Source organism: Kitasatospora sp. CM 4170 (genome assembly GCF_032110285.1).
In the GTDB taxonomy this organism is placed as follows: domain Bacteria; phylum Actinomycetota; class Actinomycetes; order Streptomycetales; family Streptomycetaceae; genus Kitasatospora; species Kitasatospora aburaviensis.
In genome coordinates, this window is sequence record NZ_CP134877.1 from 6926496 (window position 1) to 6941089 (window position 14594).

General features: G+C 74.4%; 12 protein-coding genes. 4 read left to right on the top strand and 8 right to left on the bottom strand.

All coding sequences use genetic code 11. The features are described from left to right. Positions 1–58 precede the first annotated feature (58 nt). Complete coding sequence (locus RMN57_RS29225; RefSeq protein WP_313766271.1) at positions 59–940, bottom strand: PE-PGRS family protein; 882 nt, start codon at positions 938–940, stop codon at positions 59–61. A 246-nt stretch (positions 941–1186) separates the two neighbouring features. On the opposite strand from RMN57_RS29225, the gene RMN57_RS29230 reads away from it, so the two are divergent. From RMN57_RS29230 to RMN57_RS29240, 3 genes are all read left to right on the top strand, one after another. After that, positions 1187–2467 (top strand): cytochrome P450, encoded by a 1281-nt coding sequence (locus tag RMN57_RS29230; protein ID WP_313766272.1) that lies wholly within the window; start codon positions 1187–1189, stop codon positions 2465–2467. 168 nt (positions 2468–2635) lie between these two features. Then, positions 2636–4063: a CoA transferase gene (locus RMN57_RS29235; protein WP_313766273.1), complete on the top strand. Its 1428-nt coding sequence runs from the start codon at positions 2636–2638 to the stop codon at positions 4061–4063. Positions 4064–4134: 71 nt separating this feature from the next. After that, positions 4135–4773 carry a DUF6461 domain-containing protein gene (locus tag RMN57_RS29240; RefSeq protein WP_313766274.1) on the top strand — a complete coding sequence of 213 codons (639 nt, stop codon included), beginning with the start codon at positions 4135–4137 and terminating at the stop codon, positions 4771–4773. A 57-nt stretch (positions 4774–4830) separates the two neighbouring features. Here the strand turns inward: RMN57_RS29240 and RMN57_RS29245 are convergent, their stop codons facing one another. After that, positions 4831–5430 carry an HdeD family acid-resistance protein gene (locus RMN57_RS29245; protein WP_313766275.1) on the bottom strand — a complete coding sequence of 200 codons (600 nt, stop codon included), beginning with the start codon at positions 5428–5430 and terminating at the stop codon, positions 4831–4833. Positions 5431–5647: 217 nt separating this feature from the next. Here RMN57_RS29245 and RMN57_RS29250 point away from each other — a divergent pair, with 217 nt between their 5' ends. Next, the gene (locus tag RMN57_RS29250; protein ID WP_313766276.1) at positions 5648–7612 is read left to right on the top strand and encodes an NAD-binding protein; all 1965 of its coding nucleotides are present in this window, start codon (positions 5648–5650) and stop codon (positions 7610–7612) included. Between the two features lie 51 nt (positions 7613–7663). On the opposite strand, the gene RMN57_RS29255 is transcribed toward RMN57_RS29250, so the two are convergent. From RMN57_RS29255 to hppD, 6 genes are all read right to left on the bottom strand, one after another. Further along, positions 7664–8443 carry an enoyl-CoA hydratase gene (locus RMN57_RS29255; protein WP_238862363.1) on the bottom strand — a complete coding sequence of 260 codons (780 nt, stop codon included), beginning with the start codon at positions 8441–8443 and terminating at the stop codon, positions 7664–7666. Positions 8444–8560: 117 nt separating this feature from the next. After that, positions 8561–9628 (bottom strand): enoyl-CoA hydratase/isomerase family protein, encoded by a 1068-nt coding sequence (locus RMN57_RS29260; RefSeq protein WP_313766277.1) that lies wholly within the window; start codon positions 9626–9628, stop codon positions 8561–8563. A gap of 150 nt (positions 9629–9778) precedes the next feature. Then, complete coding sequence (gene fahA, locus RMN57_RS29265; protein ID WP_313766278.1) at positions 9779–10999, bottom strand: fumarylacetoacetase; 1221 nt, start codon at positions 10997–10999, stop codon at positions 9779–9781. Beyond that, positions 10996–11868, bottom strand: a complete 873-nt coding sequence (locus tag RMN57_RS29270; RefSeq protein ID WP_313766279.1) for a hypothetical protein — start codon at positions 11866–11868, stop codon at positions 10996–10998. Before RMN57_RS29270 ends, fahA begins: the two co-directional genes overlap by 4 nt. After that, positions 11865–13067, bottom strand: coding sequence for a cupin domain-containing protein (locus RMN57_RS29275; protein ID WP_313766280.1), 1203 nt, complete (start codon positions 13065–13067; stop codon positions 11865–11867). Before RMN57_RS29275 ends, RMN57_RS29270 begins: the two co-directional genes overlap by 4 nt. A gap of 52 nt (positions 13068–13119) precedes the next feature. Beyond that, complete coding sequence (gene hppD, locus RMN57_RS29280; protein WP_313766281.1) at positions 13120–14334, bottom strand: 4-hydroxyphenylpyruvate dioxygenase; 1215 nt, start codon at positions 14332–14334, stop codon at positions 13120–13122. Positions 14335–14594: the final 260 nt, after the last annotated feature.

Here is a 14594-nt window from a genome sequence, read left to right on the forward strand (position 1 = left end):
CCACCGCGCGGCGGACGCCGGAACGGTGTCGGGCGTCAGGCGTCGGACGGAGGGCGCGTCAGCAGGCGGGGGCGAGGGCCGGCGGGCCGCGCCGGACCAGAGCGTGCGTCAGCAGCACCAACCGGGGCGGGCGAACCCGGTGGACGGCGGAGCGGGGCGCGGCCGGCGGCCGGAATCCGAGCGGGCGGGCGAACAACGCCAGCAGCGGAGCCAGCAGCGCACCCGCCAGCACCCCGCCCAGCACGCCGAGCAGGTCGAACAGCCGGGCCACGGCCGCCTCGCCGCGCCAGAGCAGCAGCGCGCAGGCCAGCGCGGCCAGCAGGTGGGCCGCGACCATCCCCAAGGACATGCCGTGGCCGGCCATGGTGTGGCCCGTGATGGCGTGGCCCGCCGCACCGTGGCCGGCCGTGTCACCCATGCCACCCATGCCACCCGTACCGGCCATCTCGCCCATGCCGGCCGGCCCGGTGGCTCCCGCCGCGGAACCCCCGTGCGCGCCCGGGTGATGCGCACCGGCGGCCAGGGCCCGGAGCCCCGGAGCCGGCGGCACGTCCGGATCGATCCCGGCCATCCGGGCCAGGTCGGCGGACGAGAGCCCGGCGGGCGCCCGATCCGGATTGCAGAGCAGCAGACTCGCCCAGTCCGTCGTGCCGAGCCGGTCCGGCCGGCCGCCGGCGAACGCGCCGGCCTGCTCGAACGCCAGGTGCAGCGCGGTCTGCGCGCCCACCATCCAGGCGCTGACCAGTCCGAGCCCGCGCTGCTCGCCGGCCAGCAGCCAGGTCAGCGCGAGGGTGATCGTGAACGCTCCGGCCAGGACGGGTGCGGAGACCCCGGTGCCGGCCATCGCGACGTGCGCCGTGGCGGCCAGCGCCACGCAGAGCGCGGCGAAGACCACGGCGCGCAGCGAGCGGATCCGGTCGGTCATCACGATGACACTCATCGTCGCATCCGGCCCCGCCGGTCCGTACCGCCCCCTCCGGTATTGGCCGGTTCCGTCCCGTGAGAGCATGCCCGGCCGCCGTCCGGCCCGCCTCGCCCGCCCGGCCCGCTGGGCCGCCGGCTCATGACGCCGCCTCAAAGTCCGATCGTCGTATGGTCGGTGCGGTTTGACAACGGTCACCGGCTGGTCACTTAATGTGCACACGCAAGCACCATCAGAGAGCAACGACCGGCCCGGAGGCGCGACATGGGGACAGCCACCGACCCGGCGGGCGTCGGCGTCCCCGCGGACCTCGCCGACCCCGCCTTCTGGCGGCTGCCTGCCGCCGACCGCGCCGCCGCCTTCGCCGCGCTGCGCCGCCTCCCCGGCCCGCTCTTCTTCGGCGAGGGGCCGACCGGCGGCCGGGCCGGGAAGGGCCCGCGCCGCGGCTTCCACGCCCTGGTCCGCCACGCCGACGTGGTCGAGGCCGGCCGGACGCCCGCCGTCTTCCTCTCCGGCCCCGGGGTCACCACCCCCGAACCGGCCCGCTGGGTCCGGCTGCTGTTCGGCGACTCGATGGTCAACCTGGACGACCCCCGCCACGCCCAACTGCGCCGGATCGTCTCCCGCGCGTTCACCCCGCGCCTGCTCGCCCGGGCCGAGGAGGACATCCGCCGGCTGGCGGGGGAGCTGGTCGACCGGGTGGAGCGGGAGCGGCCCGAGGACTTCGTCACCGCGGTCGCCGCCGAGCTCCCCTTCCAGGTGATCTGCAACATGATGGGCATCCCCGAGGAGCCCCGCCGCGCCATCCTCGACGAGGTCAACCACGCCTCCGAGCACACCGGCGTCGCCCGCCCGCTGCGCAGTCGGATCCGGGTGCCCGGGCGCGGACTGCGGGCGCTCGCCCGGATGCAGGGCATGGTCGCCGACCTCGGCCGCGAGCGCCGCCGCCGGCCCGCCGACGACCTGATCTCGGCCCTGGTCACCGCCGACGTCGACGGCCGCCGGCTGACCGGGCGGGAGCTCGGCGCCTTCTTCTCCCTGCTGCTGGTCGCCGGGGTCGAGACCACCCGCAACGCCCTCGCGCACGGTCTGCACCTGCTCACCACCCACCCCGAGCAGCGGGAGCTGCTGCTCGCCGCCCCCGACCGCCACCTCGCCGGCGCGGTGGACGAGATCGTCCGTCACGCCACGCCGATCATCCAGTTCCGGCGCACCCTGGCCGTCGACCACCGCCTCGGCGGTCCGGACGGCCCGCTGCTGCCGGCGGGGGAGAAAGCGGTGCTCTTCTTCGCCTCCGCCAACCGCGACGAGGCCGTCTTCACCGACCCGGACGCCTTCGACATCACCCGCAGCCCCAACCCCCACCTCGGCTTCGGCGGGGGCGGACCGCACTACTGCCTCGGCGCCCACCTCGCCCGGCAGGAGATGAAGGTGCTCTTCCGCGAGCTGTTCACCCGGCTGCCGGCAGTCCGGTCGGTCGGCGAGCCGGAGCTGGTCCCGTCCAACTTCGACAACCGGGTGCGGGCCCTGCGGTTCACCTTCTGACCCGGGGCGGGGAGCGGCGGCTCGACCGGCGGCTGCCGGCCGTCCGTGTGGCCGGGCGTCGGCCGGGAGCCGCGGCCCTCGTTCGGCGGGTTCGCCCGACGGCCCGTGCGGCCGGTGCCCGTGGCGGAGGTCACGGCGAAGGCCGGGAAACCCGCGCAGAATGCGGCCATGACAGAGCGTCCGATCATCCCCGCCGGCGATCCCGCCCCGGCCGATCCCACTTCGGCCGACCCCGGTCCGACCGGCCCCACGTCGGCCGACCCCGCCACCGCGTACGCCTGGGGTGCCCTGGGCGGGCCCGCCGCGCTGCTGGAACGGGTCTCCTTCCACGGCCCCGACGCCGTCCTGCCCGCCCGGCTGCCCGTCCGGCAGCTGGCCCGGGCCACCGTCGCGGCCTGCTCGCTGGCGGCCGCCGAGCTCTCCGCCCTGCGCAACGGGGGCGAGGTGCCCGCCGTCCGGATCGACCAGGGCGCCGTCGCCACCGCCTTCGTGAGCGAGCGTCACCTGCAGATCGACGGCCGCACACCCGTCAGCTTCGCGCCGCTCTCCGGCTTCTGGCAGACCGCCGACGGCTGGGTCCGCACCCACGCCAACTACCCGCACCACCGCGCCCGGCTGCTCGCCGCCCTCGAACTGCCCGCCGAGACCGAGCCCGACCGGCTCGCCCGGACGATGCGCGAGCACCCCGCCGAGTGGATCCAGGAACGCGCCTACGCGGCAGGGGCGCTCGCCGTCGCCGTCGCGCCGCCGCGTGCCACCACACTCCCGCTGGTCGAGACGCACACGGTCGGTGACGCCGCCGTCCGCCCGCTCGCCGAAGCCCCGCTGCCCGCCGCCGGCCTGCGCATCCTCGACCTCACCCGGGTGATCGCCGGCCCGGTGGCCACCCGCACTCTCGCCCTGCTCGGCGCCGACGTGCTGCGGGTCGACTCGCCCCGCCTGCCCGAGGCGGAGGACGCCCACGCCGACACCGGCTTCGGCAAGCGGTCCACCCGGCTCGACCTCGCCGAGGCGGCCGACCGCGCGGTCTTCGAGGAGCTGCTGGCCGGCGCCGACGCCGTCGTCACCGCCTACCGCCCCGGGGCCCTGGACGCCTACGGCCTGGCCGCGGAGGCGTTGCTGGAGCGCCGTCCCGGCCTGGTCGTCGCCCAGCTCGACGCCTGGGGCCGGACCGGTCCCTGGGCCGGGCGCCGCGGCTTCGACAGCCTGGTCCAGGCCGGTGTCGGCATCGCCGTCACCGAGGCCGGCGCCGACGGCCGGCCGGGCGTGCTGCCCGCCCAGGCCCTCGACCACGGCACCGGGTACCTGATCGCCGCCGGCGTGCTGCGCGCCCTCACCGACCAGCGCACCGGCCGCCCCGGCGGCCGCCACCTGCGCTACTCCCTGGCCGGTACCGCCTCCTGGCTGCAGCACGGCATCGAGCCGCTCCCGCCGCAGAACGACCGGCCGTACGACCCGGCGGCCTGGCTCGTCGAGACGGACTCCCCGTACGGCAGGCTGCGCCACGCCCTGCCCCCGGTCGGCTACGAGGGAGGCCCCGCCGACTGGGCGCGCCCGCCGGGCCGCTGGGGGACGGACACGCCGGTCTGGCGCTGACGACGGACGACGGTCCGGCCCACCGCCCGGCCGGTGGGCCGGCCGTCCGACCGCTCTGAGAGCATGGCGGAATGGCCGCTCACGCAACCGACTTCACCTGGTTCGGCGAAGGCTTCGCCGACCTCGCCGAGGCGTACTGCCTCACCCTCGTCCAGGGGCTCTCCGAGGAGGAGCTGCTGGACCGGTTCGCCGCGCTCCCCGGCCGGCGGGTCACCGGCCTGCGGGCGGTGGTGGAGGCCTGGGACGCGTTCGAGGACGGCGAGGACGAGACGCTCGGCGACGACGGGCAGGACCGCGTGCTCATCGCCGTCACCCGGCTCGACGGCTGGGCGCTGGCGGTCGAGGTGAACGGCTACCTCGGCACGACCTGGAAGCTCCTTCCGGGCCTCGCCGCGGGCACCCGGCTGGTCTCGCACTTCCGCAACGTCAACGCCGTCGACCACTTCCACTGGTGGGAGGACGGCCGGACCAGGCTGCACTTCGAGCCGCTCTTCCCGAGTCAGCGGGACGGCTCGGACGCCGACGCGCCCGGCATCCCCGAACTGCTGGCGCACTGCGGTTTCCGACTGGCCGACGACGACGAGCGCCCGGCCGGCGGCCTGCACACCCGGGCGGCCTTCGCCCTCGCCGAGCGGCTGACGGACGTCCGCCTCACCGCCGGGGCCCTGGAGGCGGCGGAGTACGTCCTCGGCTACGCGCCCGAACCGTAGGACCGGCCCGGTGACCGGCCCGGGCTCACGGTGCCCGCGCCCCGCGCCGTGCCGAGGTCAGACGCCGGACGGGATCTCCTTGGCCCGGCCGCGGATCTGGAAGGCCGTCACGATCTCGATCAGGCCGAGGATCAGCAGCCAGCACCCGGCGAGGACGGTCAGCGCGGTGATCGAGCCGGCCGGCCAGACCATCAGCAGCACCCCGGCCAGCGTGTTGGCCACACCGGCGAAGATCTGCCAGCCGCGCGCGGGCATCGTCTCGTCCGAGATCGCGGCGGCCAGCTGGGTGATGCCCCGGAAGAGCCAGCCGATCCCGATCCAGATCGCCAGCAGCAGCACCGACTGCGCCGCACTGCGGAAGCAGAGGAGCCCGAGCAGCACGCAGATCGCGCCGCTGATGAAGGCGAGCACCCGCATGGCGGTGGTGGCGTGGGTGCCGAAGGCGGCGACGAGCTGCACGATCCCGATGATCAGCAGATAGAGGCCGAACAGGACGCCGACCACCAGCAGCGTCTGCTTGGGCCAGACGAGCACGACGATCCCGAGCGCGAGCGAGGCGAGCCCGGCGACCAGCAGGACCTGCCAGGCGGCCTTGGCGAGCATGCCGAGCGGGCCCTGGACCGGGGAACCGTTGGGGGTGATGATCGGGGAGACCACGGCGGCGAACTCCTGACGGCTGGGTGGGGGACGGCGGCCCGGGACCTCGGGGTCCGGCCGGGGGCCGCTGCCGGGAGTGGCGGGGGGCGCCTCTCACGATCGCCGCGCGGGACCCGGCCCGCCCGCCGGACGCACCCGTTCGGGGGAACGAACTGCTCTCCCCCAGGCCACCGGAACGCCATCTGCCGATCACTCGCCGTCGATATGATCCGGCGATATGACTTCTGAAGGGTGGGGGACCCCTCCGGTCGGGCCGATCAGCCAGCACTACATCATCTGCGGCGGGAACGCGCTCGCACACCGCCTGGCCCTGGAGCTGGTCGAGCAGTACGAGGTCCCGGTGGTGGTCCTGGTCCCGGACCGGACGCGCGAGCACGCCCCGCAGATCGAGCAGCTGGCCGGGGTCGCGGCGGTGGTGGAGTTCAGCAGCGTCACCGAGGAGGCGCTGCGCGCCGTCCGGGTGGAGACCGCGCGCGGGATCGCCCTGGTCGACGGCTCCGACCAGGAGAACATCCACACCGCGCTCAGCGCCCAGGAGCACAACCCCGGCATCCGCATCGTGCTGCGGATGTTCAACCAGCGGCTCGGCGAGAACATCGAACGGCTGCTGAAGAACGGCGCCGCCCTCTCCGGCTCGGCCACCGCCGCGCCGGCGTTCGCCGCGTCCGCGCTCTCCCGCCCCAACTCCGTCCAGGTCGGCGACCGCTTCCTGCACATCGCCTACGACGACGACATCGACTCCAGCCGGATCTGCATCGTCGCCGACCGGATCGACCGGCAGCACCTCGGCCGGATCCGGCTGCTGCCCGAGCAGGAGGGCGACTCGGCCTCCTTCGTCCGGCTGGCCAGCGAGTTCGGGGACGACGGCCCGGTCCGGCGGGTGCGGAGCACGGACGCCCTCGACGCCGGTCGGCCGGCGGAGGCCGTCGAGGGGGCCGCGAGGCCCGGGCCGGACGTGCGGGAGCCCGAAGGGCCCGCGGCGCCGGAGCGTGGGGCGGAAGAGGTGGCCGGGGACCGCGAGACGCCAGACGAGCCCGACGAGCCCGACGATCCCGAGGCGCCCGCGCCGCCGGCGCCCGGCGGGGTGGCGGCCCTGCAGGCGCTGCCGAGCGAGCCGCGGGTGCGGATCGCCTGGACCCGCCGGCTGCGCTGGCGGCTGCTCGACACCCTGCGCTACCTCACCAGCGCCCGGCTCCGGCTGGTGCTGATCACCGCGCTGGCCGCCGTACTGATGTCCTTCGGCCTGCTCTGGTACCTCAACCGGGACTTCGGCTGGTCGCTCTACGTCTCGCTGCTCGACCTGGCGGGCGCGGCGCAGCCCGACCAGCCCGCCGACGCGGCCGCCGGCACCGGCACCGGGGGACTCTGGCAGCGGGTGGCCCAGGTGGTGATCACCTTCTGCGGCATCACCTTCGCGCCCGTCGCAACCGCGATCATGGTTGAGGTGCTCGGCTCCGGCCGGCGGGGACAGCCCCGCAACCCCGGTGCCGGCACCCGCGACCACGTGATCGTCGCCGGGCTCGGCAACGTCGGCACCCGGGTCGTCGCCCAGCTGCACGGCATGGGCGTGCCGGTGGTCGGCCTGGAGCGCGACCCGCAGGCGCGCGGCATCTCGGCGGTCCGCGCGCTCGGCGTGCCGGTGGTGGTCGACGACGGCCCGCTCGCGGAGCAGCTGCGCCGGGCCCGGCTGAAGCACAGCCGCGCGGTGGTCGCGGTGAGCGGGGACGACGCCACCAACCTGGAGGCGGCGCTGGAGGCGCGGGCGGTGCGGCCCGACGTCCGCGTGGTGGTCCGGCTCTTCGACGACAACTTCGCCCGCCACGTCTACGCCACGCTGGACAACGCCGCCTCCCGCTCGACGTCCTACCTGGCCGCGCCCGCGTTCGCGGCGGCCCTGATGGGGCGCGAGGTGCTGGGCACCCTCTCGGTGTTCCGGCACGTGCTGCTCATCGCCGAGCTGCGGGTGGAGGAGGGCAGCGGCCTGGTCGGGATGAACCGGCACGACCTGGAGGACCCGGGCGGTGTCCGGGTGGTCGCCGTCCGGCTGGCCGCCAGCCCGCGCACCTACCAGTGGAGCTACGCCGACCGCACCCGGCAGCTCGTCCCGGGCGACCGGATCGTGGTGGCGGCCAGCCGTGGCGGCCTGGCCCGCCTCAACACCGCCCTGGTGAGCGAGGACTGACGGCGTTCGGCGGCGGGGCCGGCCCCGCCGCCGAACGCCGTCAGCCGGCCGTCAGCGGTGCGAGAAGTTCGCCGGGCGCTTCTCGGCGAAGGCGGCCATGCCCTCCTTCTGGTCCGCCGTGGCGAACGCGGCGTGGAACAGGCGCCGCTCGAAGCGGACGCCCTCGGCGAGCGTGGTCTCGAAGGCCCGGTTCACGCTCTCCTTCATCATGATGCTGGCGGGCGTCGACATCTCCGCGACCTTCTCCGCGGTGGCCAGCGCCTCGGCCAGCAGCTGGTCGGCCGGGACGATCCGCGAGACCAGACCGGCCCGCTCGGCCTCCTCGGCGCCCATCATCCGGCCGGTCAGGCAGAGCTCCATCGCCTTGGCCTTGCCGATCGCGCGGGTCAGCCGCTGCGAGCCGCCGATGCCCGGGATCACGCCGAGCTTGATCTCCGGCTGGCCGAACTTCGCGGTGTCCGCGGCCAGCAGGATGTCGCAGAGCATCGCGAGCTCGCAGCCGCCGCCGAGGGCGAACCCGGCGACCGCCGCCACGACCGGCTTGCGCAGCTCGCCGAGGCGGTCCCACGGGCCCAGCCAGTCGTCGAGGTAGACGTCGGGGAACCGGTTGCCCTGCATCTCCTTGATGTCGGCGCCGGCGGCGAAGGCCTTCTCCGAGCCGGTGATGACCAGACAGCCGATCTCCGGGTCGCGGTCGAAGGCGGTGGCGGCCGCGACGACCTCGTTCATCAGCCGGGTGTTCAGCGCGTTGAGCGCCTCCGGCCGGTTGAGGGTGATCAGCCCGACCCGGCCCTTGCGCTCGACCAGGATCGTCTCGTAGGTCTCGGTCATCGTCCTTGACTCCCATTCGCAGCTCGGCGGCACTCTGACGGGGGATACGATCGCGGACGGACCGCCCGAGCGCCAGTCTCGCCAGGCGAGACGGTCGTCACCCGGCCGAACGACGGCTCACCCGAGCCGCAGGTCGCCGCCGGCCGGCGGCTCGAAGAACGCGGCCACCGCCCGGTCGTCGACCTCCACCAGGGCGGCGGGGGACCAGCGCGGGTTCCGGTCCTTGTCCACCACCTGCGCGCGGATGCCCTCCACCAGGTCGTGGTGGGCGAGCGCGGCGCAGGAGACGCGGTACTCCTGCACCAGGGTCTGCGCGAGCGTGCTCTGCCCGGCGGCGCGGCGCAGGGCGGCCAGGGTGACCTTCAGCATGGTCGGCGAGCGGTCGGCCAGCTCCTCGGCGGCCTGCTTCGCCTCGGGGACGCCGCTGCCGAGCAGCCGCTCGGTGATCTCCTCGACGGTGTCGGCGGCGTAGCAGGCGTCGATCCACTCGCGCTGTGCGGCCAGTGCGGCGGCCGGCGCCGGCGCGGTGTGCGCGGCGACCGCGGCGGCGACGGCGGCAGCGGTCACGGCGGTGTCCGGGCCGGCCGGGACGGCGGCGAGTGCGGCGAGCAGGGCCGGGACGGCGGCCGAGGGCACGAAGTGGTCGGCGAAGCCGCAGAGCAGCGCGTCGCCGGGGCCCATCGACCCGGAGGTGAGCCCGAGGTGGGTGCCCAGCTCGCCCGGGGCGTGCGCGAGCAGGCGGCTGCCGCCGACGTCGGGGACCAGGCCGATCCGGGTCTCCGGCATCGCGACGACGGAGCGTTCGGTCACGATCCGCACCGAGCCGTGGGCGGAGAGGCCGACGCCGCCGCCCATGGTGATGCCGTCCATCACCGCGACGTAGGGCTTCGGGTAGCGGGCGACGAGGGCGTTCAGGCCGTACTCGTCCGCGAAGAACGCCCGCGAACCGGCCCCGCCGGCCTTGGCGTCGTCGTGGATCGCGCGGATGTCCGCCCCCGCGCAGAGGCCGCGCTCGCCGGCGCCGGTCAGCACGACGGCACCCACCGCGTCGTCCGCGGCCCAGGCGTCCAGCGCCTCCCGGACGGCGGTGATCATGCCGTGGGTCAGCGAGTTGAGCGCCCTGGGCCGGTCGAGCACGATCCGCCCGACCCCGCCGTCCCGGTAGACCTGCACCTCTGCGCTCATCGGGCCCGCTCCCGTTCCTCGTCGCCGCGTCCTAGGGTCGTCCGTGGACCCCCGGATTCCTGCGCCACCGTACTAGCAGCACCGCGCCGGGCCCGCGCCGGTTCCACTGGCTGGAACCGGCGCGGGCCCGGCGCGGGCCGGCGCGGGCCGTTACGGCGTGACCCGGCCGGTGACCTCGCCGAAGCCGACCACCGTGCCGTCGGGGCCCGGGGCCGTCGCGGTGATGGTCACCTCGTCGCCGTCCTCCAGGAAGGTGCGGGTGGTGCCGTCCGGGAGCTTGAGCGGCTCCTCGCCGTTCCAGGTCAGCTCGATCAGCGCGCCGCGGGTCTCCGGCTCGGGGCCGCTGACGGTGCCCGAGGCGAAGAGGTCCCCGGTGCGCAGCGAGGCGCCGTTGACCGTCATGTGGGTGAGCTGCTGCGCGGCCGTCCAGTACATCGAGGCGAACGGCGGGCGGGAGATCGCGTGCCCGTTGAGGCGGACCTCCAGGGCGAGGTCCAGGCCCCACGGTTCGCCGCCGCGGTCGTCGAGGTACGGCAGCGGCTCGACGTCGCGGGCCGGCGGGGTGACCCGGGCCTGCTCCAGCGCGTCCAGCGGCACGATCCACGGCGAGACGGAGGTGGCGAAGGACTTGCCCAGGAACGGGCCCAGCGGCACGTACTCCCAGGCCTGGATGTCGCGCGCGGACCAGTCGTTGACCAGGCAGACGCCGAAGACGTGCTCGCGGAAGCGGTCCAGCGTGACGGGCGTGCCGAGGGCGGACGGGGCTCCGACCACGAAGCCGACCTCCGCCTCGATGTCGAGCCGGCGGGTCGGGCCGAACGAGGGCACGGCGTCCGCGGGCGCCTTGCGCTGGCCCTGCGGGCGGACCACCGGGGTGCCGGAGACGACGACCGTGCCGGCCCGGCCGTGGTAACCGATCGGCAGGTGCTTCCAGTTGGGGGTGAGCGGCTCCGAGCCGGGGCGGAAGATCCGGCCCAGGTTGCTCGCGTGGTGCTCGGACGCGTAGAAGTCGACGTAGTCGGCGACCTCGAACGGCAGGTGCAGCTCCACCTCGGCCACCGGCAGCAGCAGCGGCGAGAGCGCGGCCCGGTGGGACTCGTCGGTGAGCCAGCGGGTGAGCGCGGCGCGGACCTCGGTCCAGACCGGACGCCCGGCGGCCAGCAGCGGGTTGAGGGTGTCCGCGTCCAGCAGGACCGACGGCTCGCCGACCGCCCGGGCGGCGGCGCCGGCGTCGAGGACGGACTCCCCGATCCGGACGCCGATCCGCCGCACGCCGGGCCGGTCGGCGGCGGTGAAGACGCCGTACGGCAGGTTGTGCACGCCGAACGGCGAGTCGTCGGCGCCGGCGAGCCAGCTGCGGGGGGTGGTCAACGGTCCTCCTGGGGCGTGGGGCTGGGGCCGGTCCCGGGCGACACCAGGTCGAGCGCGACCAGGTCCGCCAGCGGCTCGGCGATGCTGCAGGTGCCGAACGCGGTGAACGAGTTCCGGATCACCGTAACGTGGTGCTCGGTCAACTCGCGGACCGCCTTGGCCAGGACGTCGCCCGAGCGCTCCGCCAGCAGCTCGGCGGCGGCCGCGCGGTCGGTCTCCCGGGCGGCCAGCAGCACGTTCAGGAAGCCGTGGTGCTCGAAGCCGGTGGCCGGATCGGTGTGCCGGACGGCGTGGTGCAGGCCGGCGGTGCACTTGTAGGGCAGGCCGCGCTGCGCGCAGCCGGTGAGGAAGCCGGCCAGCTCGTCCTCGTCCGGGAAGGCGTCGGCGACCACGCCGCCGGTGCGGAACTTCGCCCGGTAGGGGCTGTCGACCAGCACGTCCAGGACCTCGTCCAGGCCGTCGCCGCGCAGGAGTTCGCGCGGCAGTTCGACGGCGGCGGGGATGTGGGTCGGGAGCAGCAGGTCGAGCGCGGCGACCGCCTCGCGGGCGTCCCGGGTGGCCAGTTCGACGCCGGCCACCTCGAACGGCGCGGCGGCGGCCAGGGCCGGGCCGAGCTCGGCACTGCCCCCCGGCAGTACGAGCCCGACCCGGAGGACCGGTGCGCCGCCGGCCGCCGTGGCGGCCTCGGCCGCCGCGGCCAGTTCGTCCAGCCGGCCCGCCCCGCACAGGAGCGGGCCGACCGCCTCGGCGTACCACGCGGAGCGGTGCGCGCGGTGGGCCGGTACCGCCTCGGCGACCGGCAGGTTCCCCGGCGGGAACACCGCCGCGTCGTCGAAGAGGTCCTGGAAGAGCGGGGGGATCGTGCTCACCGGCCCGGCCCCCGACCCGCCCAGGTCCAGGCGTAGTTCCCGTCCTCGCTGGCCCGGCCGCCCTCGCCCAGCTCCAGCGGGCGGAAGGTGTCCACCATCACGGCCAGCTCGTCGAAGAACTCCGCGCCGATGCTGCGCTCGTACGCGCCCGGCTGCGGGCCGTGGGTGTGGCCGCCCGGGTGCAGGGAGATCGAGCCCTGGGCGATGCCCGAGCCCTTGCGGGCCGCGTAGTCGCCGCCGCAGTAGAACATGACCTCGTCGCTGTCCACGTTGGAGTGGTAGTACGGGACGGGGATCGACAGCGGGTGGTAGTCCACCTTGCGCGGTACGAAGTTGCAGATCACGAAGCCGTTGCCCTCGAACACCTGGTGCGCGGGCGGCGGCTGGTGGATCCGGCCGGTGATCGGCTCGTAGTCGCTGATGTTGAAGGCGTACGGGTAGAGGCAGCCGTCCCAGCCGACCACGTCGAACGGGTGGTGCGGCACGGTGTACCGGGTGCCCGCGATCCCGTTCGGGCCGCGGTGCTTGACCAGGACGTCGACGTCGCCGGCGTCGTCCACCAGCAGCGGGCCGACCGGGCCGCGCAGGTCCCGCTCGCAGTACGGCGCGTGCTCCAGCAGCTGGCCGTACTTGGAGAGGAACCGCTTGACCGGGGTGATGTGGCTGTTCGCCTCGATGCAGTAGGCGCGCAGCGGCTCGTCGCCGGTCGGCACCCAGCGGTGGGTGGTCGCCCGGGGGATGATCACGTAGTCGCCCCGGCCGACCTCCAGCGAGCCGAAGACCGTCTCGACCGTGCCCGAGCCGGACTCCACGTACACGCACTCGTCGCCGAGCCCGTTGCGGTACAGCTCGCTCGGGGCCCCGGCGGCGACGTACGAGATCCGCACGTCGCCGTTGCCGAGGACCAGCCGGCGGCTGCCGACCACGTCCGCGGACTTCCACTCCTGGCCCGCGAACAGCTCGTGCAGCTTGAGGTGGCGGGGGAGCAGGGGGTGGTTCGGCACGAGGGACTGGTCCGGCAGCTCCCACGGCACCGCGTTCACCACGGCCGAGGGGATGCCCCGGTGGTAGAGCAGCGAGGAGTCCGAGGAGAACCCCTCCTCGCCCATCAACTCCTCGTAGTACAGCCCGCCTTCGGGTGTGCGGTGCTGGGTGTGCCGCTTGGGCGGGATGCTGCCCAGCTGCCGGTAGTACGCCATCGTCCTGCTCCTCCTGGCCCGTTCGCCGATTCGCCCTGATCAGGGGTGGTGATCAGAGGTTCCCGCGGCGGTCCTGCTCGCGCTCCAGGGATTCGAAGAGCGCCTTGAAGTTGCCCTTCCCGAAGCCGAGCGAGCCATGCCGCTCGATGAACTCGAAGAAGACGGTCGGGCGGTCGCCCTGCGGCTTGGTGAAGATCTGCAGCAGGTAGCCGTCCTCGTCCCGGTCGACCAGGATGCCGCGCTTCTTCAGCTCCTCGACCTCGACGCGGACCTTGCCGATCCGGGCGCGCAGCTCCGGGTCGTCGTAGTACGAGTCCGGGGTGGAGAGGAACTCCACGCCGTTGGCGCGCAGGACGTCGACGGTGCTGAGGATGTCGTTGGTGGCGAGTGCCAGGTGCTGGCAGCCCGGGCCGCCGTAGAACTCCAGGTACTCGTCGATCTGGGACTTCTTCTTGGCGATGGCCGGCTCGTTGAGCGGGAACTTCACCCGGTGGTTGCCGCTGGCGACCACCTTGGACATCAGCGCCGAGTACTCGGTGGCGATGTCGTCGCCGACGAACTCCGCCATGTTCACGAAGCCCATCACGCGGTTGTAGAAGCCGACCCACTCGTCCATCTTGCCGAGCTCGACGTTGCCGACGGCGTGGTCGAGGGCCTGGAACAGCCGCTTCGGGTGCCCGGCCGGGCGGGTCACCCTGGTCTCGGCGGCCACGAAGCCCGGCAGGTAGGGGCCGTGGTAGCGGGAGCGGTCGATCAGGGTGTGCCGGGTCTCGCCGTAGGTGGCGATCGCGGCGCGGCGCACGGTGCCGTGCTCGTCGGAGACGTCGTTCGGCTCCTCCAGTACCACGGCGCCCTGGGCGCGGGCGTGCGCGATGCACTTGTCGACGTCCGGCACCTCCAGCGCCAGGTCGACGACGCCGTCGCCGTGGCGGCGGTGGTGGTCGAGCAGCGGGCTGTCGGGGGAGACACCGCCCTTGACGACGAAGCGGCACGAGCCCGAGCGCAGGACGTACGCCTTGCGGTCGCGGCGGCCGGTCTCCGGGCCGGAGTAGGCGACCAGCTCCATGCCGAAGACGACCTGGTAGAACTGGGCCGTCTGGGTGGCGTTGCCCACCACGAAGATCACGGCGTCCTGCGCGATGACGGGGAACGGGTCCGTGGCGGGGTCGTGCTCGACGAGGCCGACGAGGCGGCGCAGCTGCTCGGCGTCGAGACCGGCCTCGCGCTCCTCGGGGGTCAGCTCAAGAGCGTGGGTCTGCGGGGTCATCGGTCGTTCCTCCACAATGAGGCCTCGGCTTTCGAGGCATCCGCTTCGAGGCATCCGCTTGAGGCGGGCCACGCCGCAGGGGTGGGCGGTGCGGCTGAGCGGAGAGCTTGCTCCTGTCGGAGTGGTTGGGCAACAGGTCGGGATTTCACTGTTCAATGTGTACAAGCTGGTCAGGAAATCCCCGGTCCGGCTGCGCAATATGTGCTGTCGAACGAGGGATTCCCGAGATCCTTGCCATCCCTCCGATCCCTGTGCTCCCG

Coding starts and splice junctions, on each gene's coding strand:
- RMN57_RS29240 (WP_313766274.1), top strand. CDS start 4,135: ATGGCCGCTCACGCAACCGACTTCACCTGGTTCGGCGAAGGCTTCGCC.
- RMN57_RS29225 (WP_313766271.1), bottom strand. CDS start 940: ATGAGTGTCATCGTGATGACCGACCGGATCCGCTCGCTGCGCGCCGTG.
- RMN57_RS29250 (WP_313766276.1), top strand. CDS start 5,648: ATGACTTCTGAAGGGTGGGGGACCCCTCCGGTCGGGCCGATCAGCCAG.
- RMN57_RS29235 (WP_313766273.1), top strand. CDS start 2,636: ATGACAGAGCGTCCGATCATCCCCGCCGGCGATCCCGCCCCGGCCGAT.
- RMN57_RS29230 (WP_313766272.1), top strand. CDS start 1,187: ATGGGGACAGCCACCGACCCGGCGGGCGTCGGCGTCCCCGCGGACCTC.
- RMN57_RS29255 (WP_238862363.1), bottom strand. CDS start 8,443: ATGACCGAGACCTACGAGACGATCCTGGTCGAGCGCAAGGGCCGGGTC.
- hppD (WP_313766281.1), bottom strand. CDS start 14,334: ATGACCCCGCAGACCCACGCTCTTGAGCTGACCCCCGAGGAGCGCGAG.
- RMN57_RS29275 (WP_313766280.1), bottom strand. CDS start 13,067: ATGGCGTACTACCGGCAGCTGGGCAGCATCCCGCCCAAGCGGCACACC.
- RMN57_RS29260 (WP_313766277.1), bottom strand. CDS start 9,628: ATGAGCGCAGAGGTGCAGGTCTACCGGGACGGCGGGGTCGGGCGGATC.